The sequence below is a fragment of the Capnocytophaga sp. oral taxon 329 str. F0087 genome (genome assembly GCF_000213295.2).
GTDB lineage: Bacteria > Bacteroidota > Bacteroidia > Flavobacteriales > Flavobacteriaceae > Capnocytophaga > Capnocytophaga leadbetteri_A.
The window spans coordinates 6,574-32,187 of sequence record NZ_KN389985.1; the positions used below are offsets into that span (position 1 = coordinate 6,574).

A 25,614-nucleotide genomic window follows, 5' to 3' on the forward strand; every position below is an offset into this window, starting at 1 on the left:
TTATAAGCATTTACTAAGCCTTTCATCATCTGTTGGTTCATCTCAGGATACAATAGGTTAAACAGCGGGAATACCGAGCGGAAAGTATCCCAAAAACCATTATCGGTAAACATATAGCCCTTTTCAACCTTGCCGTTATACGGACTGTAATGCACTATTTCTCCCTCTTTGTCGTATTCGTAAAAAGTGCGCGGGAAGAGTAGCGTGCGGTACAAACAAGAGTAGAAAGTGCGCAAATGGTCTATATTTTCGTCTTCTACTTGTATCTTGCCGAGTTCAGCTTCCCAAAGAGCAAACGCCTTTTGTTGGGTTTGTTCGAAAGTATCGTTGCCGAGCTCCGTTTGCAAGTTCAATAACGCTTGTGCAGGCGATATAAAAGAAGAAGCTACTTTGGCAGTTATCTGTTCACCTTTTTTGGTGCGGAAGCCTATCACAGCACCAGTATGTTCGCCCTCACTTTCGGGCTTGTTGCTCAGTTTATAGCCGTTGCCCCACGTTTGCACGCTCTCAAAATCTTTATCAAAGGTAATCACGAAGTAGTTATGGAAGTTTTCGGGTACACCGCCGCTATTATTGCGGGCATAGCCTATAATCTTACGTTCTTGGGGCAGTACTTGCACCTTAGAACCTTTGAAAAAAGCATCTAATAACAAATAGGCTTTGTCGGTTTCAGGGAAAGTAAAGCGAAACTGAGCCGCGCGGTTAGTAGGGGTGATTTCTACAGTAGTATCATAGTCAGCTAAATAGACTTTATAATAGTGAGGTTGTGCTGTTTCAGTTTTGTGCGAGAACCACGAGGCGCGCTCGTCTTCTTTTATTTTTAAGTTGCCTACTACAGGCATTAGGGCGAAAGCCCCATAATCGTTTATCCACGGACTTGGCTGGTGAGTTTGTTTAAAGCCTCTTATCTTCTGAGCGTGGTACTGATAGGCCCAGCCATCGCCCATCTTGCCTGTTTGGGGCGTCCAGAAGTGCATACCCCAAGGCACCGCAATAGCAGGGTAAGTATTGCCGTTAGAAAGTTCGAAAGTAGAGTCAGTACCCATCAGCGGATTTACGTAGGTAGTGTAAGAGGTGGTAGGAGGTTCAACAGCTATGGCTTGTTTTTCTTCTTTTTTAGGAGTTTCAGTAGGAGCCCCACAAGCTACCATTCCACCGCAAAGGATTAAAAGGAATATCTTTTTCATAATTAACTTTAGTTTGTTGTGTCTTATAGTTTATACCTAAATTGATTAGGAAAAATGGTTAATCATTAATCTATTAATAATTAACCATTTTTCATTGCTTTATAGCACCGCTATACAAGAAATTTCAACCTCTACCCCCTTAGGCAGTTTGGCTACTTGTACGGTTTCGCGGGTAGGTGCTGTTTTTTCATCGAAATAACGAGCATATACACCGTTTACTTGTGCAAATTGACCCATATCGGCTAAGAAAATAGTAGTTTTTACTACTTTTTCAAAGGTAGTACCTGCCTGAGTGAGGATAGCTTTAAGGTTTTCCATCACTTGCTCAGTAGCGGCTTCAATGCCTGTTACTACTTCGCCAGTCGCAGGGTTTACGGGTATCTGTCCTGATACGTAGAGGGTGTTACCTGCCAAAATAGCTTGGGTGTAAGGACCTATAGGAGCAGGTGCTTTGTCTGTAAAAATGACTTGTTTCATATAAAATTGGTTTTTAATTTTCGTTTTTTAAGAGTTGGGACGCGTGAAAGTAGCTTTTAGCGTACCTACGTTGCCCACCTTGTCATAAGCATTAATGTTCAATTCGTATTTAGTAGTATCGGTAGTATCTACATCGTCAAAGTTGAAGGTGAGAGTGCGATTTTTAGGCTCGTACTCAAAGAGTATCCACTGCCCATTCAGGGTAGCACTACAAGAGGCAAACCCGCTGAGGTTATCGCTTACGGTTACCTTTAGGGTGTTGCCTTTTACTACTCCTTTATCTTTGAAATTCAATGCTTTAAGGGTAGGAGGGGTGCTATCTTTCCGCAAGCTATATCTGCCCAAATTGCGCGCACGAGCAGTAAATACCCCATCTTTATAGACAGTAGTGGCAAAACCACCTGCTGCCGAAATAAATACCTTGCTGATTTCGTCCTCTGCAAAATTAGTGTTTTTCATAGTTACGGTGAAGTACTTATCTACAGGCGTACGGCGATTGCCGATAAGCAGTCCGTCGCTGTCTTCGCTAATGTTGATAAGCTGGTCTTCGTAGAAAGTATTTTCAGGGAAAAACACACTTCCTTTAGAGAGTTCGTAATAGTTATCGCGCTTGGCTATTAGCTGCTTATTACCCTTGTATTCAGGTCTTTCCGTCTTCAGTTCCAATCGCTCGCCTTTTATGGGTATATGTACCGAAGTAGCATTGCCCTTAAAATCTTCTACCACTACCGTAGCCGTATAGGTTTGCCCTTCTTCTATAGTCAGATAGCCGTTGTTTTCCTTTAGTATCTTGTATATCTCTAAGCGGTTACCAGGTTTCTTGTAGAGCAGCTGTACAAAGCTTTTGTCAGACAAATAACGCTCGTAATCAGTTAGGATATTGATACAGCGAGTATCGCCAAAATTAACCTTGTCGAAGGCGGATTGCAGCTGGGGTTCACCATTGAGCAGTAAGGTAGCCTTATAAATGCCGTTTTTGTGCAGGGTACCATCTTGGCGGTCAAAGGCTTGAAAACCAAAGCCAATAGTGCCGATAGCCCTAAGCGTATCAGTAACGAAAGAGCCGTCAGGCAATCGCTTCTTTTGCAATTGCTGCGATAACTGGGTGTGAGCTACCTGCGCATCATTGCCCAAAGCGTAGGCAAAAAGCCCTGTTATTTCAGGAGGAGTAGTGTCTTCTATCTCTCGGAAAGCAAAAAGCAGCGGATTCCAGCCGTTATTGCTCGTATCGCGCACCTCGAAGTGCAGATGCGGCCCGTGGCTACCACCGGTATTGCCACTTACGCCTACCCATTCGCCTTTTTTCACTACAAATTCGTTTTCGGTAGGGGTAATATCGATGTCGTAGGTCTGTTTTTCGTATTGTTTTTTCTTTACATATGCCTCTATAGCAGGCGCGTATTTCTGTAGGTGTCCGTAGGTAGTTACGTAGCCATCGGCGTGGGTGATGTACAGCATTTTGCCATACCCATACGGACTTACTATTATACGCGATACATAGCCGTCTTGGGCTGCCAATACCTGTAGACCCTCTCTACCTTCAGTTTTCAGGTCTAAGCCTCCGTGGAAGTGGTTAGGGCGCAGTTCAGCAAAGTTGCCTGCCAATAGGGGTTTGGTGTTTAGAGGTACTATCGGCTGGAAATCCTGTGCGCGGCTATAGGTGGTAGCAAGTAAGTGGCAGCTAATGTAGGCAAGTAAAAAGAGTTTTTTCATTAGTGATTTTATAGTGTATAAATATTAAGGTCTTTAAGGTCGAGAGTCGCCCCTATTTCAATAAGGTGTAGGCGGCGATGGTCATCTTTAAATTTTTGTTTAGACGATTCTTTATTAATTTTTATCACAGGGAAAGTGTCGTAATGCACCCCTAATACGTTGTCTACTTGTACGAAACGAGCAGCGGTAAGGGCATCGCGTACCCCCATCGTATAATTGTTGCCGATAGGGAAAATGCCCAGATTGACCTTGTATTGGTGGGGGATAATCTTCATATCGTAGTGCAGAGCGGTATCGCCTGCTATATAGATAGTTTCATCGTTATAATCGATGAGGAAGCCAGCCGGATTGCCACCGTACGAACCATCAGGGAACGAAGAAGAGTGTTCGGCTTTAATCATCTTTATTTTCACTTTGCCGTCTACAAAGCGGTGAGAGCCACCGAGGTTCATACTATGTCCGCTAAGGCCGAGTGCCTCAAAGTGGGCAAGTATTTCAGGGTTAGTAATCAGCTGAGCGCCAGTGCGTTTAGCGATAGCCTCTACATCGGCTATATGGTCAGCGTGGGCGTGGGTTATGAGAATATAATCAGCTTTGATAGAGTTGATGTCGATGTGTTTAGCCAGAGGGTTAGGGCTGATAAAGGGGTCTACTAAGAAAAAAGTACCGTCAATATCAATATTTACGCAAGCGTGCCCAAGATAAGTGACTTTCATAATGTTATTTTTTAGGGTTTGTAATTATGCGGCAAAATTACGAATAAAAAGCAAAACTACAAAAAATAATGTAATTACGCCAATTCCACCCACAAGTGCAATTTTTTAAATTATACCCCCGCTGGCGCAAGCTTGCAGCTTGTGCCCAATTCAGAATTCACAATTCTCTCCCCGTCCTACTTGTCCCACTCGTCCTACCTGTCCCACTTGTCCCACTTGTCGCACCCGTTCTCCCAATTCAAAATTCAGAATTCAAAATTCTCTCCCTGTCCCACAATCGCCGGTGCGGCTCGCCCTCCCAGCCCTCTCAGCCTTCTCATACTTCTCATACCTCCCATCTGCCTCACACTTGTATCGTGTTAATAGTTAGCCTTATATTTTTAACAACACATCTGATACATTACCCTCTATCTTTTTAAGAATACTCTCATTTTAGCATATTTAGCTTCTAACACTTCCATTAACAAACTTAAAATCTCCTTTACAGCTATATCCTCAGTTTTGTGATACTTTTGCCTCATATACTTACAAGTTGTTTCAGTGCCTTCATATTCCCCCTGCTGGTGCGAGCTTGTAGCTCGTACCTAGTATTCTTAGAGCTTCCAGCTCTGTTATATTCTTAAGCACAAGCTAGAAGCTTGCGCTAGCGGTAATTAACATTTTTTCGCCATCTTTTAGGTGCGCTACATAGCCTTTAGAAGCGTCCACCAAAGATGCTGCATTGAAATGCAGATAATATTTTTCGATAAATTCGGTAATTGGTTTGTTTGCTATTTTTCTCTACTTTTAATTATATTTTATATTCTTTTTTAAAATCTTTAAATTCAATCCATAGCCCGACAGCAAGAAACAACGCCAGCACGCCCCAGAATATAGCGAAATAGAGGTCAGTATTACTTGTTTCCTTCTCTTTTTCGTATTTCAATGATGATGCTGGATTTATATCATGGACAGATGGATTGTCTTTTAGATAATATACTTCCACCACAGGGCTTTCTGGCAATTTTGAAGTTGATTGTTCGCCTTCATATTCTACACCATTTACTTCATATTTATATTTAATACTGTATGTTTTTATGGGTACTTTGGCAATTTTCACTGTATGCTCTGTATAGACACTATCATAAACAGCAGTAGTTTTAGTGTTTTCTTTTATCAAAGCCTCATATTCTGCAACTTTTTCCTTATTTGAGCCTTCTATATAGTCTCCAGCACAAGTTTTACATGCTAAACTGGCAAGTATAGCCATCAATAAACCTTTCCAATTCTTGAAAATAAAGTTGATTATCATCATAAGCTTAAAAATTTTAATTAGGACAAAAATAAGAATAATTATTTACAAATTCTGTTTTTACTCTATCTATGTTATAAAATCCTTATGCTGGTGCGAGCTTCCAGCTTTTTTATTTTTTAGCACAAGCTAGAAGCTTGCGCTAGCGGTGCGCGGAACTGTTCTTCTTTAACAACACATTTGAAACATCCAGGGGCTTCTTTACACTATTTAGAGCACTTTATAGGCTTTAAAAATGCTTATCTCTATGGTGGGTAAAGAAAAATAGTAGGGCAGTTCTTTTGTATTATTTTGATTAGCAAGTTGTTGTGATTTTAACAACACATCTAGAATATTACCCATTGTTCAAATTATTAAAGTACTTTTCCAGCATTGTAATGTTGTCATATTTTTGAGTACGATCTGTGTAAGCAAACCACTTATCTGCTAAATCATCAAATAATTGTTTACCTAAGTCTGTTAAATCACTTTCTTTGATGACTGTATCAATATTTAAATCGCCTTTTTCATCAAAAGGATTTTTTTGTAAGAGCCCTTTTTTATAGCTAAGTTGAAGCAAGTTTCTACAAGCAATAAGTGTATTGTCCTTATCAACTTGTCTTATATATGCTTCTGCTAGTCTCCTTACATCTAATAATACTATATCTTTCATATTTTATTTATTTCATTCTTGGGCAAAAATACAAATAATTTACCAATTAGCAACCCGTGTTGCCAGATTTTTTTCTTTTTCACCTACCCTATACAAACGATACAGGAACAATATAGGAAGAGCGAAGGATAAGCGAAGGATAAGCGAAGGATAAGCGAAGGATAAGCGAAGGATAAGCGAAGGATAAGCGAATGATAACCGAAAAATAATCGTCTAATAACCGACCTAAAAACAGAAAAATATGCTAGCTACTTTATGCTGCCAAATTTGCTAATTGGCAAAATATTTGTACTTTTGCCTTATAAAAAAAATTGAAACGTTATGCCATATACAATTACCCTCAATAATGATAGTCCGCAAGCTTTAGCTTTTGTAGAGTTTGCTAAAAACTTTGATTTTCTAAAGGTTACCAAGAAAAGAGAAGCCAAAAAAGCACTTGTAAAGCCTGAAATAGATGACTTAGAAGAAGATGAATACGGTATTCCTATTAAATACCGCGATGAAATTATGGCAATGTCTAAAGAGTCTAATAGAAATATGACTAGACGTTGGGAAGCCGCTATTGCTAAAAGAGAACAAGAGCAAAAATTATGATAGTTATCTCTGATACTAATATTATCTATAGCTGCTTCTATAGACCAGAAGGAGTTATTGCTACTATTTTGAAAAATGATAAGAAAAAACTACAGTTTATAGCACCTTCTTATCTTTTAGATGAAATAGAAGAGCATTTACCTAAGATTATGGAAAAGAATAATCTCACTAAAAAGCAAGCTAATAAGTTGTTGAAAGAATTTACTGAGCATATTACTTTTTATAATTTAGAAGAGATTGAAAAGAAAAATAGAACTAAGGCAGCTGAAATAGCTAAAGATATAGACCCTGATGATTATCTTTTTATAGCATTACATTTTCAAAAAGGTCATAAAATTTGGACTTGTGATGCTAAACTTGCTGAAGGATTAAAAGAGAAAGGCTATGATATATGTGTTACAACACAACAATTAAAAGAAAAAATATATAAAAAGAGTACCTGATGTTGAAATTAGGGCTCTCAAAATTTGCTAATTCACAAATCTGCTAATTGGCAAATTTGCTAATCACCAAACTTGCTAATTTGCTAATTATTTGTATCTTTGCCGCAAAATTATATTCGGTATCATATACCCTATTAGTAATATGAAGCAACATCTAACTATCATTATACTACTCTTTTTCAGCTTCTTATCTGCGCAAGCACAAGTAACCAATACTACTCAAACTACTTCATCTACTCAGTCCGAAACTACTGTAAAAAATGGTATCGGGCGCATTGGCTTGCAGCAACCTAAGAGCATCGTGCAGCAGTATACTTATAATCCTGCCTTAGACCGCTATGTCTATACCCAAAAGCTGGGCAAATACGACCTCGCGACCCCTATGTTCCTCACTGTCAAGGAGTACGAAGACTTAGTGATGCGCGAGCGTATGAGTGCCTACTACCGCGATAAGTTAGACGTATTAGGCGATACCCAAAGCGATACTACCCAAAAGAAAAAAGCCCAACGCGACTTGCTGCCCGACCTATATGTCAATTCTGATTTCTTCGAAAGCATTTTCGGAGGGCGAAATATAGAGTTTACCCCTACCGGAAGCGTTGGGGTCGATTTTGGTTTGCGCTATACCCGCAACGATAACCCAGCTGTCAGTCCGCGCTACCGCAGTTCGTTTGGTTTGGACTTCGAGCAGCGCATTAGCTTGGGGCTTACCGGCAAGATAGGTACCCGCCTAAATCTGAACGCTCAGTACGATACCCAAGCCTCATTCGACTTTCAGAACGTTTTTAAACTCGAATACGCGCCTGATGAAGACGATATACTACAGAAAGTAGAGCTCGGTAATATCTCTATGCCTATTTCTAACTCGCTTATTACCGGTTCGCAAAGTCTTTTCGGGGTGAAAACACAACTCAAGTTTGGGCGTACCACCATCACAGGGGTTTTCTCTGAACAGAAGTCAGAGCGCAAAACCCTTACGGCACAAGGGGGCGGTACGATTACCGAATTTGAGTTTTCAGCTTTAGACTACGACGAAAATCGCAACTACTTCTTGGCGCACTTCTTCCGCGACCAGTACGATAGAGCTTTAGAAAATTATCCGTTTATCAATAGCAAAGTACAGATTACCCGCTTAGAGGTGTGGGTAACCAACCGCAATAGCCGTATGGGCAACATACGCAACATTTTGGCAGTACAAGACTTAGGTGAACCCCGAATGGATAGAACGCGCCTTTACGACAAGGCAGGCCCTGCATTCTATAACAGTACTACTAACAATATGCCTGCCAACCGCGCTAATAAGTACGACCCTACGCAGATAGGTACTGCCAATTCGGTACTTACCAATGCTATCCGCGATGTAGCAACCGTGCAACAGGGTTTTGGTACGAACCAATCGTATGTCAGTCAGGGGTATGACTACGCCGTAATAGAGAATGCCCGCAAGCTCGAAGAAGGGGTTGATTATAAGGTAGATACTAAGCTGGGCTTCATCTCGCTCAGCACAGCCCTCAGTGCCGACGAGGTGCTGGCAGTAGCTTACCAATATACCTATGGCAGCCAAGTATACCAAGTGGGCGAGTTTGCTAACGATGGTATTTCGGCTACTACTAACAACAGTTTTTACGGAGGCAATAACGCTATCACTAATAACCTACTGGTGCTGAAGATGCTTAAGAGCAACCGCCTGAACGTGAAAGACCCTATTTGGGATTTGATGATGAAAAACGTATATTCGGTGGGTACAGCACAATTGTCGGCTGAAGATTTCCGTATGAATATCTTCTATTCTAATCCTTCGCCTGTCAATTATATAGATAAAGTAGATAATGTAGGCTGGCCAACAGGCTTAGAAGACCGCATACTGCTGAATCTTTTCAACTTCGACCGCCTCAATAAGTACAACGACCCACAACCAGGCGGCGATGGCTTCTTTGACTTTTTACCAGGGATTACTGTTGATGAGCAGTACGGCAAAATATTCTTTACAAAAGTAGAACCTTTTGGTAACTTCTTGCATACCACTTTAGGGGGGGGTACTTATAATGACCCTGCTACCTATAACAATAACCAGAAGAAGTACGTCTATACTTCGCTGTATAAAAATACCAAGACCAAAGCCCAAATGGACGGCGAGAAAAACAAGTTCGTGATGAAAGGGCGCTATAAAGCCTCAAGCAGACGCGGTATTTCGTTAGGGGCTTTCAACGTACCACGAGGTTCGGTTAGGGTAACAGCTGGCGGACGCTTATTAGTAGAGGGACTCGACTATTTGGTGGATTACCAATCGGGTACAGTAGAGATAATTAACCCCAGCTTAGAGGCTAGCAATATGCCTATACAGGTGTCAATGGAGAATAACCTCATTTTTGGCGGACAAACCACCCGATTTATGGGGGTAAATGTAGAGCATAAGTTCAGCGATAAGTTCATACTAAACGGGGCTATCGTAAATCTGCGCGAACGACCTTTTACACAGAAAACCAGCTACGGACAAGAGAATGTAAATAACACTATTTTTGGCTTAGCCGGTACCTATTCTACCGAAATGCCATTCCTTACCCGCTGGGTAAATCGCATTCCTACAATCAAGAGCGATGCGCCGTCTAACCTTTCGTTGCGCGGAGAGTTCGCTTACCTATTGGCAAGCACCCCTAAAGCAGACGATTTTGATGGTGAAACCACCGTGTACTTAGACGATTTTGAGGCAGCGCAAAGCACTATTGATATGCGTTCGCCTTTGGCGTGGAAGTTGGCCAGCACGCCTTTAGAGTTTGGGGCAGCAGGCGGCAGAAACAACAGTTCGGTGCCGCAAACCCTATACGGCAATACTCCTGACGATGCCGATAACCTAAAGAACGGCTATGGGCGCGCTAAAATGGCGTGGTATACCATAGACCCTGTGTTTTACTCTACTCAGAAACCTTCGACTATCAGCAGTAACGAAATATCAAAGAACAGCACCCGCCGTATCTTTATTGAAGAGATATTCCCTCAGCAGCAGTTGGCACAAGGGCAGTCGTTAGTGCAGGCCACCCTCGATTTAGCCTATTATCCTAACGCGAAAGGGGCTTATAATAACGACCCTAATTTCGCCACTAAAACTAAAGACGAAAAATGGGGCGGTATAATGCGCGGTATGAGCTATTCTGATTTTCAAGAAAGCAATATTGAGTTTTTGCAATTCTGGGTGATGGACCCTTATTACTCAGGCGAATACAGTGGTTCGGGTGAATTGGTGTTCAACTTAGGAAACATCTCAGAAGACGTGCTAAAAGACGGACGCAAGCAATACGAAAACGGATTGCCAGGTCTTTCCTCTACCTCAAGTATCAATACTTCGTCTTGGGGTAAGGTGCCTGCAGCCCAATCGTTAGTATATGCTTTTGATGAAAGTTCGTCTAACCGCAGGCTGCAAGATATAGGTTTAGATGGTCTGAACGATGCCGATGAAGCGCGTATATATAGCAACAACGTAGCGACTTCGCCTAACGACCCTGCGATGGATAACTACGAGTATTTCTTGGCGCGCAGTGGGGGCATCTTAAATCGCTATTACAATTACAACGGTACACAAGGCAACTCGCCTGTATCGGTGTCAGATAACGACAGAGGCTCTACTACAGTACCTGATAATGAGGATATCAACGGCGATTTTACGATGAATACCACCAATAACTATTTAGAGTATAGGGTGCGTATCAAACCTAATATCAGTACAGCCGACCCTTATGTAAACGATATTCGCACCGTATCGATAGAAGCGCCTAACGGACACCGTGTGGCTACCCGCTGGATACAGTTCAAAATACCGATTGAAAGCGGAGCTATGTGGCGCGAAGGCTATACCTTCCCGCTAAATAGCAATGATAAAATGGACATCATCAACTCGATGACCCATATGCGTATGTACCTAACGGGCTTCCCTCAAGAGATGCTCTTGCGTTTTGCTACCCTCGATTTGGTGCGCGGCGACTGGCGTTATTATAACTATACCCTTAGCACCGACCAAGATGACCCTTCAGACGATGGTACTAAGGTAGAAATCAATTCAGTAAACCTAATTGAAAACGAAACCCGTCAGCCTATACCTTATCGTATGCCGCCAGGGGTAAACCGCGAGCGTATTAATACTAACAATACCTTAGTAGAGCAGAACGAACAAGCCCTATCATACATAGTAGATAATCTCGAAAATAAAGATAGTAGGGCGGTGTATAAGGCGTTGCGCTTTGACCTGCGGCAGTATAAGTATATCAAGATGTTTGTACACGCCGAAGCCTATAAGAATAAGCCTCTGCACGACAATCAGGCGGTAGCCTTTATTAGGCTCGGTACCGACTTTAGCGATAACTACTATCAGGTAGAAATACCGCTGAAGGTTACCCAACCGGGTAGCTCGTCAGAGTACGCTATATGGCCTAAAGAAAACCAGTTCTCTATACCAATGGAAGTGCTTACCAAGCTCAAAGCGATAAGCATCAGAAACCAAACCCTAGATAGGGTAACTTATTATGACGGCAATTACAATGTAGTGAGCGAAAATACCCCTTACCACGCTGGCGAAAACCGCTATGTAATAAAGGGAAATCCGTCATTGGGTAGCGTACGCGCTATGATGGTAGGTATTAAGAACGTATCGGGCAATAACGGACTAAGTGGTGAATTCTGGTTTAACGAATTGCGTGTGGCTGAACTCGAAAACCACGGTGGTTGGGCGGCAGTAGGTTCCCTCGATGCAAATGCTTCTGAACTGCTGAACATATCGGCTACAGGGCGTATGCACACCGTAGGCTTTGGTTCGGTAGACCAAACCCCTAAACAACGGGCGTTAGAGAGCACCCAAGAGTACGATGTGATGATGAATGTAAATGCTGGTAAGTTGTTGCCACCTAAGTGGAATATGCAAATACCAGTAGGCTTAAGTCACTCGCAAAAGCGCTCTACTCCAGAGTACGACCCCGTATATCAGGATATTAAGCTGAAAGACCGTTTAGACGTAGCCCAAAGCAGCTCGGAGCGCGATGTTATAAGAGAGCAGGCTGAAGACTTTACCCTAAGGCGAGGCATTAACTTGATAGGGGTGAAGAAGAACCTATCGGAAGGACAAAAACCGCGTGTGTATAACATAGAAAACTTTACGTTTAACTACGCTTATAACGAGAAGAACCACCGCGACTATGAGCTTAAGTATGAAGATGAGCAGCAGGTACGCGCTGGCTTTATGTATAACTACGCCTTTAAGCCTACTGCTTTCGAGCCTTTTAAGAAGGTAACCAAATTCAAAGGCAAAAAGTATTGGCAATGGCTTAGTGATGTTAATCTGAACTTATTGCCAACCAGCGTGATGTTTACAGCCGATGTAAACCGCTCATTTACTAAGCAGTTATTCCGCGATGTGTATTTCGAGGGCGTTAATACCAGTCTGCAAAAAGCATTGCCAGAGCTACAACAGCGTAACTACCTGATGAACCATCAGTACGCTATCAATTACAACCTTACTAAGTCGCTGAAGTTTAGTTTTAATGCTACTAATAATAGCGTTATCCGCAATTACTATACTTATGATGCTTTCGGAGATATTTCGGGCGTGAATAAAGAAAAATCATTGTGGAGCGATTTCTGGGATATGGGTACCCCTGACCATTTCTTCTCTAAATTCCAATTGAATTACGACTTGCCATTTAGCAAGTTCCCTTTCTTTGAGTTTATGAGGGCTAACTATACTTATTCAGGCGATTTCGACTATCAGCGCGGTTCGCAAACGCTGTTACAGTTGGCACATCAGGATATTAACACCCTACAAAATGGCAATACCCACAACCTAACAGCTAACTTTACTTTCGAGCAGCTTTATCGCTATTTAGGGGTGAAACCTACTCCGCGAGGTGAGAAGACTAGTGTAGGAAAATCGTTGATGACAATGCTTAAAACTGCTGGGGTAAACTATTCGGTTACCAATGCGCGCACTATACCTGGTTATACCCAGCAAATAGGCTTCCTCGGTACGCTCAAACCATCAGCAGGCTTTATGTTTGGCGACCAAACTGACTTGCGCTACGAGATGGCTAAGAAAGGTTACCTAACAGAGTTCGCTGATTTCAATGATCAATATATCAGTTCTAAAGAAAAGCAACTTATCATTACCGCTAACTTGCAACCTATACCTGATTTGCAAATCAACTTGAAAGCAAATAGGCAATACACTGAGAACTACACCGAAACTTTTGAGGTGCGCAACTTTGTGTATAACAAATTGGTAGGCAATCAGGTAGGAAGTTTTAATATCTCTACTAACTTATTGGCTTCAAGTTTTAATAAGATAGACGAATACAATTCGGCAGCCTTTGATAAGTTTAAAAACAACCGTCTAACCATAGCGCGCCGTTTGGCAGAGGAACGAGGGCTTAACCCTGCTAATGTAGATGCTGAGGGCTATCCGGTAGGTTATAGCAAGAAGAGCCAAGCGGTGATGATACCTGCCTTTCTAGCGGCTTATTCGGGTAGTAGCGCCAGCGGTGTATCGCTCGATGCTTTCAAGAGTATTCCTATTCCTGAGTGGAATGTACGCTATACAGGGCTTATGAGGGTTGATTTCATCAAGAATATTTTCAAACGTTTCTCATTAGCACACGGCTACCGCGCGAGCTATTCGCTTAGTGAGTTCCGTACTAATTTAGAGTATGAACCCGCTAACCCTAATAAGACCAACGTAGCAGGCGATTTCCTAAATGATAAATTGTATTCGACTGTTACGCTTGCAGAGCAGTTTAACCCCTTGCTACGCGCTGATATGGAGCTTAAGAACTCTATGAGCTTATTGGCAGAGTTCAACCGCGATCGCACTATCTCTATCAGTCTCGATAACGATTATCTGACCGAGATACTCAAGCGCGAATATAAATTCGGTATGGGCTACCGTTTTAAAGACTTGGCATTTGTTACCCAATTGGCAGGTACGCCTACTACCGTAAAAAGTGATTTAGTACTCAAAGGTACGCTGTCTTACCTAAGAGAGTTCACTGTGATACGCAATATGGAGATATTTAATAACCAAGTGACGGCAGGACAGACCTCGTGGATAGGTAACTTCAGTGCTGAATACGCGCTAAGTCGCAATTTGTTAGCGTCTTACTACTTGCAGTACAATTTTTCTAAATCGGCTATTTCTACCTCCTTCCCGATGACAACTTTCAGAACAGGCGTATCAGTGAAGTATACCTTTCAATAAGTAGCCCAATAAGCTAATTCATACCCTTATAAATTGGATACCTACAAAACCATAGCAGCCCCTGTAGAAGAGGTGATATTTAAGGAAAAAAGCAGCAAGTTTTTAGGCTATGCTTTTCCCGTCACTTCTGAAGAGGAGATAAAAGCGCACCTTGAGGCGGTCAAGAAGGCACACTTCTCGGCACGCCATTGGTGCTATGCGTGGCAACTGGGCTATGGTAGACATCTGCGTTATCGTGCGAATGACGATGGAGAGCCTAATAATACCGCTGGCATACCTATCTATGGGCAAATACAATCGTTTGAGCTTACTAATATACTGGTGATAGTAGTGCGCTATTTCGGAGGAATTAAGTTAGGAGTAGGCGGATTGGTGCAAGCCTATAAAACGACTGCCCAACTTACCCTGCAAGAAACAGAAATAGAGGAAAAGCTCATCACTGAAGAACTCATAATAAACTTTGACTATCCGCTGATGAACAAAGTGATGCGCGTAGTAAAAGAACAAAACCTGACGGTTACTGCCCAACACCTCACCGAAAGCTGTGAGCTGCATCTGGCTATCCGCCAAAGCGATTACGCTAAAATTGAAGAGATTTTTAATAACCTTTACGGAGTAGTATTAGTCGTTAGGGATTAGTCTTTAGCCGTTAGAAAGCGACTAACATACTATTGACTAACATACTAACGTACTAACGACTAGTAACTAACGACTAACAACTAACGACTAACAACTAACGACTAACAACTAACGACTAACAACTAACGACTAACAATGAACATTGCCCTTAGTAGTTTTGGAATGAGCGGGCGGGTATTTCACGCGCCTTTTATAGCGCAGCACCCACACTTGCACCTTTATGCGGTAGTAGAGCGTCATCGCGAGGACTCGCGTGCGCTTTATCCGGATAGTGTATTATACCGCTCGGTAGAAGAGATGCTACAAGACCCTACAATAGAGGTAGTAGTAGTCAATACCCCTGTGCAGACGCATTATCAGTACGCTAAAGCGGCTCTGATGTCTGGTAAACACGTATTGGTGGAAAAGCCTTTTACCCTTACTGCAGAAGAGGCACAAGACCTCGACCTTTTGGCAAGAGAAAAAGGCAAACTGCTGACCGTCTACCAAAATAGGCGTTATGACGGTGATTATCTGAAGGTAAAAGAGGTAATAGAAAGTGGAGTATTGGGTGAGCTAAAAGAAGTAGAAATACGCTTCGACCGTTTTCGCACTGAGATTAGCAGTAAAGCCCATAAAGAAACAGCTGAGCGTGGCGGAGGGGCTCTCTATGACCTAGGGGCGCACCTCATAGACCAAGCCCTACAGCTTTTTGGGCAGCCTAAGGCTATATATGCCGATAAGGGTTATCTGCGCCCTCATACTCAAGCTGATGATTATTTTGAATTGCTCTTCTTTTACGACCACCAATTGCGCGTGCGCCTCAAATCGACTACTTATGCGCTTGAACGCCAATGGGAATACACCCTACACGGCACTCGTGGCTCTTTCTTGCAGCAGCGTTTCGACGGACAAGAAGCCGCCCTTGTAGCTGGAGCCATACCCACCGCTACCCCTTGGTTGCCAGAAATTAAAGAACCTAATGGTATACTTCATACCCTCGAAAGCCGTGTGCTTACTACTGCCCAGCACGGCAATTACTGGCAGTTTTACGAAGATTTCTATCAAGCCCTTATAGGCAACAAAGAAAACCCCGTACCCGCTGCCCAAGCCATATCAACAATGAAGATAATTTGCCGATGAGCCAATTTGTCGATTAGTCGATGAGCCGATTTGTTGATTTGCCAATGAGCTAATTGACAAATTGACTCATTGGCTAATTAACAAATTACAACCTTCCTTGTAAAAACTTCTTTACTTTTTTAGTATCATAGCCTTTGCCAGACTCTAAATCCTCACTTTTTTGGGTGAAGAGCACTTCTCCTTTGGCATTGAGAATCAGGAATGCAGGATAACCAAACTGCGCACCAGGGTTGCCGTATTTGGCAAAAGCCTTTTCGTTTTTGTTTTCAGGTGAAAAATTGAGGTGATAAAACACGTATTTCTTGTCTAAAATACTCTTTAACTCAGGGTTCGTGGTTACTAAATGGTTGAAGCGCAAGCACCAAATACACCAGTTGCCCCCAATCTGTACGAGCACCTTTTTGCGTTCCTTTTTAGCTTGCTTTAGCAATTCGCTGATGCGCTTATCGCCGTCTTCTTCAGGGTGATAAGGCTGCTCATAGCCCGCACGCTCTTTGTTAGTTTCTTCGCTACTTTGCGCCCAAGCTGTCATTCCGCCCCAGCAAAGCAGGGCTATAAAAATAAGGTTTTTCATAAAAACAATTTATTTGATACTGCAAAGATACAAAATTCATACCACAAAGTGCTATAAAGTACCGTTTTTCATTTGTAATAAAGTGTTTGGTAGGCTGTCTAAAAGTTTTTTCTTGTCCTTTTCTTGCGCCGCTTGCACGGCTTTTTCTTCTATTTTTATGGCTTCGTCTTTCTGGTTGGTGGCATATAATAAGCAGGCATAAGTATCGAGGTAATAAGGGTCATTCTCTCTGAAATCGCAGATAGCCTCCATCCAGCGTGTGGCTTTAGATAGTAGGGCAGCATCATTGCGACGCGTTTCGAAGATATAATAAGCGATACTATTAGCCTGATTTGCCCATACATTGCCATAAGAATACCAATCGGAATAATACCCATTCTTAGGAAATACCTTGTTGATACCTTGCACAAAATTGCCTTTCCCCTGTACGATAACTCCCTCTATATAAGGTACGTAATAATCGATAGCCGCTTGCTTGTCTTGGTCTAACAAATAGTCTATATAACCCAATGCCGAAGTCATCTTTTTAGCAACTGCCTCTTCGTAAATAGGTCTAATCTCTTCAAAAGGTAGTACTTTTTCTAAGTCATTAATGGCCTCTTGCACAGTCGAGTCGTATAGCTCTATTTTCTTTTTAGAGCTGATATTCACGTCTTTATCAATAGCTTGGTTGTAGGCTTCAATGGCTTGGCTGGACTTCATCAGGTAGGCAATGGTTTGTAGCTTGTCTTTAGCTGCGACTTTTTTATCCTCTATCAGATAATTTCTGTAGCTATAAAGGTTTCTGACGGTCATTCTGGCAAATAAGGGGTCTAAAACTGTATCGTTTTGATGACTTGCCGCCACTCTGCGCCATTGGTAAGTCAGTTGGGCGGGGGTGGTTTTCAGTTGGTAAATAAGTTTTTTATTTTTGAAGTCGAGTGCGTGATACTCTTGCTCAAATTTTTTGCGGTCGGTAAGCAAATACAAGCTCAAATCATAGTTTTTGAGGTAGGTGTAAAAGAGCGCTTCCACTTCTTTTATAGGAGCCTGAGGGTTAGCAAATAGCTGGTCGATGTGGCGCGCTACTATGATGCTATTGAAAAGGGTAGGTGCCGTATTTTTTCCGAAGAAATCATCGCGCTGGGCTTCGGCTATGGTACTTTCTTGATAGTAAAGCACGTGTCCCTCGTAATCTACAAAAATCACTTGGTTTTTATCAGTGGCAATACCGTGTTTTTTCAGCCACTGCTCATCGTCTTTAGAAGTGATATAAAACTGATAAGTAAAAGGTAGTTTATCGCTTTTCTCTATCTTGTAAGATAGTTTTAGCAGCTCAAACTCTTTGTCGGCTTTGGGGTTCTGCGGTTGGTGAAGGATAGCGAGCAACTGCTCAGTGGGTTTTACGCGTTGTATCGCTTTTTCAATATTCTTGCTATCGCTCACCACTAAGGTGGCGTTTATCTTTGCTTCCTCTTCTTCCTCTTTATAATCTTCGAGTATATCGTCATAATCATCGATTATACTATTCGTTTTAAGTTCTTTAAAAGACAGATGTTCCCAGTTCTTTACACGTGTTATCTCGTTGGGGTAGAGGGGGGTAGGGATGAGCTTCTGGTATATATCAGGTCTTTTATTGCCTGTTTCCATAAGTGATAGCTCGCCTGTTGAAGCCTCATATACTCCTATAAATTGATTTCTTAAAGCACTGTTCTCTCCCAAGAAAACAACTTCTAAGGCATTGGTGTTTTTGCCTATATAAAAAGTGTTGATAGTTACCTTGTCGTTATTTTCGCGGTATTCAGCAGCAAAGCTGTTTACCAAATAGAGCTTTTCGGTACGCGGAATTTCGATATGAAGGGTATCATTAGCGAACTGGTCTTTCGCCTGATTATACAGATGCAGATAAGTGACGCCCCCTTGTTCGTTTTCGTAGCCTACATAGATAAACGGGGTGGAAGCCTCCCAAATCATTCCTTTGGAGCCTATGAATGAGAGTTGCAGCTGCTGGGAGTTGCCCTGCCGTTTGTGTAGCATAAAAGAGCGGTCGGCGTTTAGTATCACAAGGTTGCCATCGCGTCTGTAGCTGCCCGAGTATCTTATCACATCGAAAGTATTATCAGCATTGAGCCGGATACTTTCTCTTTCTCTATCGTTTTTATAAATCCCGACAAGGCTATCGACTTGAGCATATAGCCCACTGGCAAAGAGGGTGAAAAGTAGGAGGAGGTTTTTCATAGAATACTTTTTTTGCTTAATAAGAGTACAAAATTCATACCAATTATGGGAGGAATGGGAGGGCTGAGAGGGCGAGCCGCACGGGCAGAGAAGTGGGACAGGTGGGACAAGTGGGACGAGTAGATGTTTATATTTCGGTAATGGGTCGCTTATCGTTCGCTTATCCTTAGCTCTTCCTGTATCGTTCCTATATCGTTTGTAAAGGGTAAGTGGGGAGAGAAAAAAAAATCTGCTAATAAGCAAATTTGCTAATTGATAAATTATTTGTACCTTTGTGCCTTTGATTGCTGACCGCATTAAACATTTATGATGAAAAAACAACTTACCAATACCGTACTAATGGTGCGCCCTGTGCGCTTCCGTATGAATGAAGAAACGCTAGTTAATAACTATTTCCAAGAGGAAATGGATTTGAAAAATGAGGAAATCAACCGTCAGGCTCAACAAGAGTTTGATGCTTTGGTGCATAAACTGCGCATAGTAGGGGTGAAAGTGATAGTGGTAGATGATATCTACGAACAAAATACTCCTGATTCGGTGTTCCCCAACAACTGGATTACCTTTCACCAAAACGGTGATGTGGCTATATACCCTATGTTTGCTGAAAATCGTCGTCGTGAACGTCGCGAGGATATTTTGGATAGGGTGGAAGCTGAGGGGTTCGCCATAGAAAATGTGTATGACTATACCGAAGCTGAAAAGGAAAACGTGTTTTTGGAAGGTACAGGGGCTATGATACTCGATAGAGTAAATCGGAAAGCTTATTGTGCGCTCTCGCCTCGTGCTGATGAAGACCTTTTTATTGAGTTTTGCGAGGATTTTGAATATACCCCTGTGATATTTAGCGCTTATCAGCAGGTTGATAATAAGCAAGTGCCTATCTATCACACAAATGTGATGATGGCTTTAGGTGAGGATTTTGCGGTGGTGTGTTTGGATACTATCACTGACAAAAGCGAACGCAAAAATGTGTTGCACCACCTAAAAGAAGACCACAAAGAGATTATCAGTATCACTGCAGAACAGATGTACCAATACGCGGGCAATATGCTGCAAGTGCAAGGGGCTGACAGGTCGTATTTGGTGATGAGTGACGCTGCCTACAACTGTCTGACAGCCGCACAGCGGCAAGCGATTGAGAAGCATTGTCCTATCATTCACAGCAATTTAGAGACCATAGAAACTTGTGGCGGCGGTAGTGCCCGCTGTATGATGGCAGAAGTTTTTAACCCTATAGCTAACGATTAATAACTAAAAAAATGGACAAAAAAGAATATATTCAGAGCAAAATACGCGATATTAAAGATTTTCCTAAAGAAGGAATTATTTTTAAAGATATCACCCCTCTGCTAATGGATGTGAAAGGGGTGGAGTACGTTATCGACCTATTGGTGGAAAACCTTGGGGGGCAGAAAGTTGATAAGGTGGTAGGGATGGAAAGCCGTGGCTTCTTCTTCGGTATGCTACTAGCGCAACGCTTGGGTGCTGGCTTTGTACCGGTACGCAAAAAAGGGAAATTGCCCTATAAAACGCTTTCGCAAACCTACGATTTGGAATATGGACAAGATGTACTTGAAATTCACGAAGATGCCATCGCTAAAGGTGAAAAAGTGCTTATACACGATGATATACTCGCTACAGGAGGTACTGCTGAAGCAGTGGTAAAGTTAGTGGAACGACTTGGAGGCGATATAGTACAACTCGACTTTTTGATGGAGTTGCACTTCCTTAACGGGCGCGAAAAACTAAAGGGACTCTCCGTATACAGTATTCTTTAGAGGCTTAATGCAACTAATAATCGGAAAAACTACTGTCTTAAAAGAAAAATTACGAAAATAGGATTTTTGTTTTTGTTGATTATCAGTGCTTTATAAAATAGTATTGTAAAAAGTTTCTTAAAAATTTCGTCACTTAAATAAAAACTTCTATATTTGCACGAATAAAAATAAATAGCAATGGCACTAAAAGGTTATATCGCATATATCGCTTTATTTTTAGTTTCTCTATTCCCATTACAAGGGTTTGCTTCTGCAAATGAGGCAGAAGAAGAACCTTTTCAAATTAATAAGCTAATAGATGAGCATGTTAATGACTCTCACGACTTTCACGTGATGGATTTTAATCATCACGCGTATGCTATTCCGCTGCCTGTAATACTTTGGACAGACAACGGTTTAGTGATGTTTATGTCTAACGCTTTTGAGCATGACAATGAGGGCAAAGTAGTGGTAGAACGCGGAGGACAGAAGTTCGTGCGTTATCACGAAGATATTTATTACGCAAATGCTGAAAATACAGTTTCTTTAGATGAAAAAGGACAAGTAACTAATGCGCGTCCGCTTAACTTTTCAATCACTAAGAATGTGTTTTCGATGCTTTTAGCCTCAGCGTTGTTGCTATGTCTGTTTATCGGTATGGCACGCTCTTATAAGAAGAACGACAAAGCGCCTAAAGGGCTTGCGGGCTTCTTAGAACCCTTAGTGTTATTTGTACGCGATGATATAGCTATCCCTAATATAGGTGAAAAGCACTACGCTCGGTATATGCCTTATCTGCTTACGGTGTTTTTCTTGATATGGGTAGGTAACCTTTTTGGGCTTATACCTTTCTTCCCCTTTGCAGGCACAATGACTAATAATATACTTTTCACAGGTATATTGGCTGTCTTTACCCTGCTTATCACTTTATTTAGTAGCAAACGAAACTATTGGAAACATATTTTTGCGCCACCAGGGGTACCTACGTGGATATTGCCTATAATGATACCTATAGAAGTATTGAGTATATTCACTAAGCCTTTTGCGCTGATGATACGTTTGTTTGCTAATATTACCGCAGGACACATCATCATACTTAGTTTGATATCGCTAATATTTATCTTTGGTACTATTGCTATATCGCCTGTTTCGGTGCTCTTTACGCTGTTTATGAGTACGTTGGAGCTATTGGTAGCAGCGCTGCAAGCCTATGTGTTTACCTTATTATCGGCACTATTTATAGGACAAGCAGTAGAAGAAGAACATCACTAATAATTAGAATTAAAGAGTAACTTATTTTAAATTTTTTATATATGGTTTTAGCAGGAATTGGGGCTGGATTAGCAGCCATTGGAGCCGGTATCGGTATTGGTAAAATTGGTGGTTCTGCCGTTGAGGGAATCGCTCGCCAACCAGAAGTAGCTTCAAAAATCCAAACCGCGATGATTATCGCTGCCGCTCTTATAGAAGGGGTTGCCCTTTTTGCGGTGGTAGTAGCTTTTATCGCGAAGTAAAACACCTAAAATCGTTGTGTAACGGTTGGTTGCACAACGGTTTTACTAATGACTAATGACTAATGACTAACGACTAATAACTAAATAAAATGAATTTAGCACATCCTGAAAGTTTATTATTTTGGAATACCCTCATTTTTTTGATATTGCTCTTTCTGTTAGGTAAATATGCTTGGAAACCTATTATGGGAGCAGTGAAACAGCGCGAAGAGTCTATCAATAAAGCCTTAGAAAGTGCTGAGGAAGCACGTGCGCAAATGGCAAATCTAAAGGCTGACAACGAACGACTACTGGCTGAAGCACGCGCAGAAAGAGACGCTATGCTAAAAGAGGCACGTGAGATAAAAGATAAAATAGTAGCTGAAGCTAAAGAAGAAGCTGGACGCGAAGGCGAAAAGCTCATTAAACAAGCTAAACAGGTGATAGAGAGCGAAAAGAAAGTAGCCTTAGCACAGCTGAAAGACCAAGTAGCCTCACTTTCTATACAAATGGCACAGAAGGTGATGAAGAATGAACTTTCTGATGAGAAAAGGCAAACAGCCCTTATCAATGACTATTTAAAAAGTGTCACTTTAAACTAAAGGAAAGGTATGTACGGATTTAGAGCTGCTAATAGATATGCTAAAGCACTCTTGGAATACGCTCTACAGCAGAACGCTTTGGAGGCAGTGTATCAAGATATGTCGCTTATTGATAAAACCGTGAAAGGTAGTAAGGATTTGGAGCGGATGCTTATTTCGCCCATCGTTAAGACTATCGTAAAAAAGGAGGTTCTCAATAAAGTATTTACTTCTATCACTCCTGAAGTGCATCGCTTATTCGACCTGCTGATAGCCAATAGGCGTTTGCCTATGCTTGGGGTTATAGCAGAGAAGTTTGTATGGCAATACAATGAGTATAAACACCACAAAATAGCTGTAGTTACCACCGCAATACCTTTAGATGAGCGCACTCAGCGCGAGGTGCTACACAAGGTGATTAGCCTTACTAACAACAGTAATATTACCCTTGAAAATAAGGTAGATGCCAATATCATAGGAGGGTTTATATTGCGCGTAGGCGATATTCAGTACAACGATAGTGTAGCTTATAAACTGAACAAGCTACAGCAAGATTTTCAAGAGAAACTGTTTGTGTAAATAGTTAATAATAAGGAATAAAGACAACGACTCATAACTAAAAACTGAAAAAGATGGCAGAAATTAAAGCCGCTGAAATTTCAGCAATTTTAAAAGAACAATTAGCACACTTTGATGCCAATGCGTCCTTAGAAGAAGTAGGAACAGTATTGCAGGTGGGCGATGGTATTGCGCGTATCTTCGGGCTATCGAATGCGCAGTATGGTGAATTAGTAAAATTTGATAACGGACTGAAAGGTATCGTCCTTAACCTTGAGGAAGATAACGTTGGTATCACCCTTTTAGGTCCGTCAACTGATATAAAAGAAGGTGATATTGTAAAACGCACCGGACTTATTGCCTCTATTAATGTGGGCGAGGGTATCGTAGGGCGTGTGGTTAATACATTAGGACAACCTATAGACGGTAAAGGGCCTCTTACAGGGCAGTTGTATGAAATGCCATTAGAGCGTAAGGCTCCTGGGGTTATCTTCCGTCAGCCGGTGAACGAGCCACTACAAACAGGTGTTAAAGCGATTGACGCGATGATACCAATAGGGCGCGGACAACGTGAGTTGGTGATTGGTGACCGTCAGACAGGTAAAACTACGGTGTGTATAGATACTATTCTAAACCAAAAAGAGTTTTATGATGCAGGCAAACCAGTATACTGTATCTATGTGGCTATCGGTCAGAAAGCTTCAACAGTAGCAGGGATTACTAAGACTTTGGAAGATGCAGGTGCTTTAGCCTATACGACTATCGTAGCAGCTAACGCTTCAGACCCAGCGCCAATGCAGGTATATGCTCCTTTTGCTGGTGCCGCTATAGGTGAGTACTTCCGCGATACAGGTAGACCAGCCCTTATTATCTATGATGACCTTTCTAAACAAGCAGTAGCTTATCGTGAGGTATCGTTGTTATTACGCCGCCCGCCTGGACGTGAGGCTTACCCTGGTGACGTGTTCTACTTGCACTCTCGCCTCTTAGAGCGTGCTGCTAAAGTGATTGGTGATGATGCCATAGCGCGCCAAATGAACGACTTGCCAGAAAGTATAGCTCCTTTAGTAAAAGGAGGAGGTTCGCTAACAGCTTTGCCAATTATCGAAACACAAGCAGGAGACGTATCGGCTTATATCCCTACTAACGTAATTTCGATTACTGACGGGCAGATATTCTTGGAGTCTGACCTTTTCAACTCAGGGGTACGTCCGGCTATTAACGTAGGTATCTCGGTATCGCGTGTGGGGGGGTCGGCACAGATTAAATCGATGAAGAAAGTAGCTGGTACACTTAAGTTAGACCAAGCGCAATACCGCGAGCTTGAAGCTTTTGCTAAGTTTGGTTCTGACCTTGATGCGGCTACTATGGGAGTTATAGAAAAAGGTAAACGCAATGTGGAAATCTTGAAACAGCCACAAAGTGACCCTTATCCGGTAGAAAACCAAATTGCGATTATCTATGCAGGATCTAAAAACCTATTGCGCCAAGTGCCTGTAAATAAAGTAAAAGAATTTGAGAGAGAGTACTTAGAGTTCTTGAATGTATCGCATCGCGATGTGTTAGACGAGCTTAAAGCAGGTAAACTAACCGATGAGATTACCGCTACACTCGAAAAAGTAGCTAAAGAATTGGCTGAAAAATACGCAGTATAGTAAATATAAATCCTAATTGTTATGTCAACTACTTTATATGTAATTATTGGGGCTGTTCTCTTAGTAATACTCCAGTTTTTTGTAACTAGAGCCTATGCAAAGAAACGTTTGCAAGGACAAATAGGACATATCAATCAAACTCCTTTGACTGAGGAGCAAAAACGATTGCTTACTTATGGAGCGATATTGGCTTATTATCGCGGTGAGAGCCTCACAAGCCTTATGCCTAAAGAGGTGTTAGATAGGTATCAGTTTGGTTTGCGCCAGCAGTGGGAAATAACCGATACAGCTTCAGCAAAAGAAACTATTGGTGACCTATTGGCACAGAAACGTTCGTTGCAGTTTAGGCATTTGCTAACAGAAACTTCGCCTGAGATTAGCAAAATTCAGAAGCAAATAGCTAAAGGGTTAGGGATAGAAGTAGCAGAAGTAGAGGCAGTAAAGTCGGCTTATGCTTGGGATTTATGTAGAGCGGCTTCTTTGGCTAAATGGTGCTATTGGTGTAAGTATCTTAAAGAAGCTGAAATGTGGGAAGTTTTAAATCAAGTATCAGCTATTGCAAAAGAACAAGGCAAAAATTGGCAAGAATATACTATCTCTTTCCTTTTAGGGCGTACTATTCAAGGTTTTGATTTAGAAGACCTTATAATTCTAACCTCACAGTTATTCCACAGTAAGTCGCCTTCATTAAGGAAGATAGAAGATATAGATGTT

General features: G+C 41.8%; 21 protein-coding genes and 1 pseudogene. 13 read left to right on the forward strand and 9 right to left on the reverse strand.

Translation table 11 applies throughout. From position 1 onward, the window contains the following. The 7 genes and pseudogenes from HMPREF9074_RS01010 to HMPREF9074_RS01035 all read right to left on the reverse strand — a co-directional run. Positions 1–1,187, reverse strand: a 1,187-nt coding sequence (locus HMPREF9074_RS01010) for a GH92 family glycosyl hydrolase (protein ID WP_034539379.1), incomplete at its 3' end; no start/stop codon positions are given. A gap of 99 nt (positions 1,188–1,286) precedes the next feature. Further along, positions 1,287–1,664, reverse strand: a complete 378-nt coding sequence (locus HMPREF9074_RS01015) for a RidA family protein (RefSeq protein WP_009391408.1) — start codon at positions 1,662–1,664, stop codon at positions 1,287–1,289. A 27-nt stretch (positions 1,665–1,691) separates the two neighbouring features. After that, complete coding sequence (locus HMPREF9074_RS01020; RefSeq protein ID WP_009391409.1) at positions 1,692–3,377, reverse strand: M23 family metallopeptidase; 1,686 nt, start codon at positions 3,375–3,377, stop codon at positions 1,692–1,694. Positions 3,378–3,385: 8 nt separating this feature from the next. Beyond that, the gene (locus HMPREF9074_RS01025; protein WP_009391410.1) at positions 3,386–4,093 is read right to left on the reverse strand and encodes a metal-dependent hydrolase; all 708 of its coding nucleotides are present in this window, start codon (positions 4,091–4,093) and stop codon (positions 3,386–3,388) included. A 636-nt stretch (positions 4,094–4,729) separates the two neighbouring features. Next, a pseudogene (locus HMPREF9074_RS12595) lies at positions 4,730–4,867 on the reverse strand (deoxyhypusine synthase); the annotation flags it as partial. A gap of 16 nt (positions 4,868–4,883) precedes the next feature. Continuing rightward, positions 4,884–5,387 (reverse strand): hypothetical protein, encoded by a 504-nt coding sequence (locus tag HMPREF9074_RS01030; protein ID WP_009391051.1) that lies wholly within the window; start codon positions 5,385–5,387, stop codon positions 4,884–4,886. 331 nt (positions 5,388–5,718) lie between these two features. Further along, entirely contained in the window at positions 5,719–6,036 is a 318-nt protein-coding gene (locus HMPREF9074_RS01035) for a hypothetical protein (RefSeq protein ID WP_009391054.1), read from the reverse strand. A 321-nt stretch (positions 6,037–6,357) separates the two neighbouring features. Between HMPREF9074_RS01035 and HMPREF9074_RS01040 the strand changes: the two genes are divergently transcribed. The 5 genes from HMPREF9074_RS01040 (at position 6,358) to HMPREF9074_RS01060 (ending at position 16,065) form a co-directional block, all read left to right on the forward strand. Continuing rightward, on the forward strand, positions 6,358–6,630 hold the full coding sequence (locus HMPREF9074_RS01040) for a hypothetical protein (protein WP_009388612.1): 273 nt from the start codon (positions 6,358–6,360) through the stop codon (positions 6,628–6,630). Continuing rightward, the gene (locus HMPREF9074_RS01045) at positions 6,627–7,073 is read left to right on the forward strand and encodes a PIN domain-containing protein (RefSeq protein ID WP_009388611.1); all 447 of its coding nucleotides are present in this window, start codon (positions 6,627–6,629) and stop codon (positions 7,071–7,073) included. Before HMPREF9074_RS01040 ends, HMPREF9074_RS01045 begins: the two co-directional genes overlap by 4 nt. 142 nt (positions 7,074–7,215) lie before the next feature. Next, positions 7,216–14,304 (forward strand): T9SS outer membrane translocon Sov/SprA, encoded by a 7,089-nt coding sequence (gene sprA / locus HMPREF9074_RS01050; protein ID WP_009388610.1) that lies wholly within the window; start codon positions 7,216–7,218, stop codon positions 14,302–14,304. Between the two features lie 33 nt (positions 14,305–14,337). Next, positions 14,338–14,943, forward strand: a complete 606-nt coding sequence (locus HMPREF9074_RS01055; RefSeq protein WP_009388609.1) for an IMPACT family protein — start codon at positions 14,338–14,340, stop codon at positions 14,941–14,943. 135 nt (positions 14,944–15,078) lie between these two features. Then, positions 15,079–16,065 (forward strand): Gfo/Idh/MocA family protein, encoded by a 987-nt coding sequence (locus HMPREF9074_RS01060; RefSeq protein WP_009388608.1) that lies wholly within the window; start codon positions 15,079–15,081, stop codon positions 16,063–16,065. Between the two features lie 85 nt (positions 16,066–16,150). Here HMPREF9074_RS01060 and HMPREF9074_RS01065 read toward each other — a convergent pair whose 3' ends face one another. Then, positions 16,151–16,639 carry a thioredoxin family protein gene (locus HMPREF9074_RS01065; RefSeq protein WP_009388607.1) on the reverse strand — a complete coding sequence of 163 codons (489 nt, stop codon included), beginning with the start codon at positions 16,637–16,639 and terminating at the stop codon, positions 16,151–16,153. A gap of 51 nt (positions 16,640–16,690) precedes the next feature. After that, entirely contained in the window at positions 16,691–18,856 is a 2,166-nt protein-coding gene (locus HMPREF9074_RS01070; RefSeq protein WP_009388606.1) for a hypothetical protein, read from the reverse strand. A 309-nt stretch (positions 18,857–19,165) separates the two neighbouring features. Between HMPREF9074_RS01070 and ctlX the strand changes: the two genes are divergently transcribed. The 8 genes from ctlX to HMPREF9074_RS01110 all read left to right on the forward strand — a co-directional run. Beyond that, positions 19,166–20,104 (forward strand): citrulline utilization hydrolase CtlX, encoded by a 939-nt coding sequence (ctlX, locus tag HMPREF9074_RS01075; protein WP_034539440.1) that lies wholly within the window; start codon positions 19,166–19,168, stop codon positions 20,102–20,104. An 11-nt stretch (positions 20,105–20,115) separates the two neighbouring features. Then, on the forward strand, positions 20,116–20,634 hold the full coding sequence (locus HMPREF9074_RS01080) for an adenine phosphoribosyltransferase (protein WP_009388604.1): 519 nt from the start codon (positions 20,116–20,118) through the stop codon (positions 20,632–20,634). A 177-nt stretch (positions 20,635–20,811) separates the two neighbouring features. Continuing rightward, positions 20,812–21,885: a F0F1 ATP synthase subunit A gene (gene atpB, locus HMPREF9074_RS01085; protein ID WP_009388603.1), complete on the forward strand. Its 1,074-nt coding sequence runs from the start codon at positions 20,812–20,814 to the stop codon at positions 21,883–21,885. Between the two features lie 41 nt (positions 21,886–21,926). Beyond that, positions 21,927–22,127, forward strand: coding sequence for an ATP synthase F0 subunit C (gene atpE, locus HMPREF9074_RS01090; RefSeq protein WP_009388602.1), 201 nt, complete (start codon positions 21,927–21,929; stop codon positions 22,125–22,127). Positions 22,128–22,216: 89 nt separating this feature from the next. After that, entirely contained in the window at positions 22,217–22,708 is a 492-nt protein-coding gene (locus tag HMPREF9074_RS01095; RefSeq protein ID WP_009388600.1) for a F0F1 ATP synthase subunit B, read from the forward strand. A 9-nt stretch (positions 22,709–22,717) separates the two neighbouring features. After that, a complete protein-coding gene (atpH, locus tag HMPREF9074_RS01100) occupies positions 22,718–23,266 on the forward strand; it encodes an ATP synthase F1 subunit delta (protein ID WP_009388599.1) in 549 nt (182 codons plus the stop codon). Positions 23,267–23,319: 53 nt separating this feature from the next. Then, positions 23,320–24,900 carry a F0F1 ATP synthase subunit alpha gene (gene atpA, locus HMPREF9074_RS01105; protein ID WP_009388598.1) on the forward strand — a complete coding sequence of 527 codons (1,581 nt, stop codon included), beginning with the start codon at positions 23,320–23,322 and terminating at the stop codon, positions 24,898–24,900. A 21-nt stretch (positions 24,901–24,921) separates the two neighbouring features. Continuing rightward, positions 24,922–25,614, forward strand: a 693-nt coding sequence (locus tag HMPREF9074_RS01110; RefSeq protein ID WP_034539384.1) for a DUF1266 domain-containing protein, incomplete at its 3' end; no start/stop codon positions are given.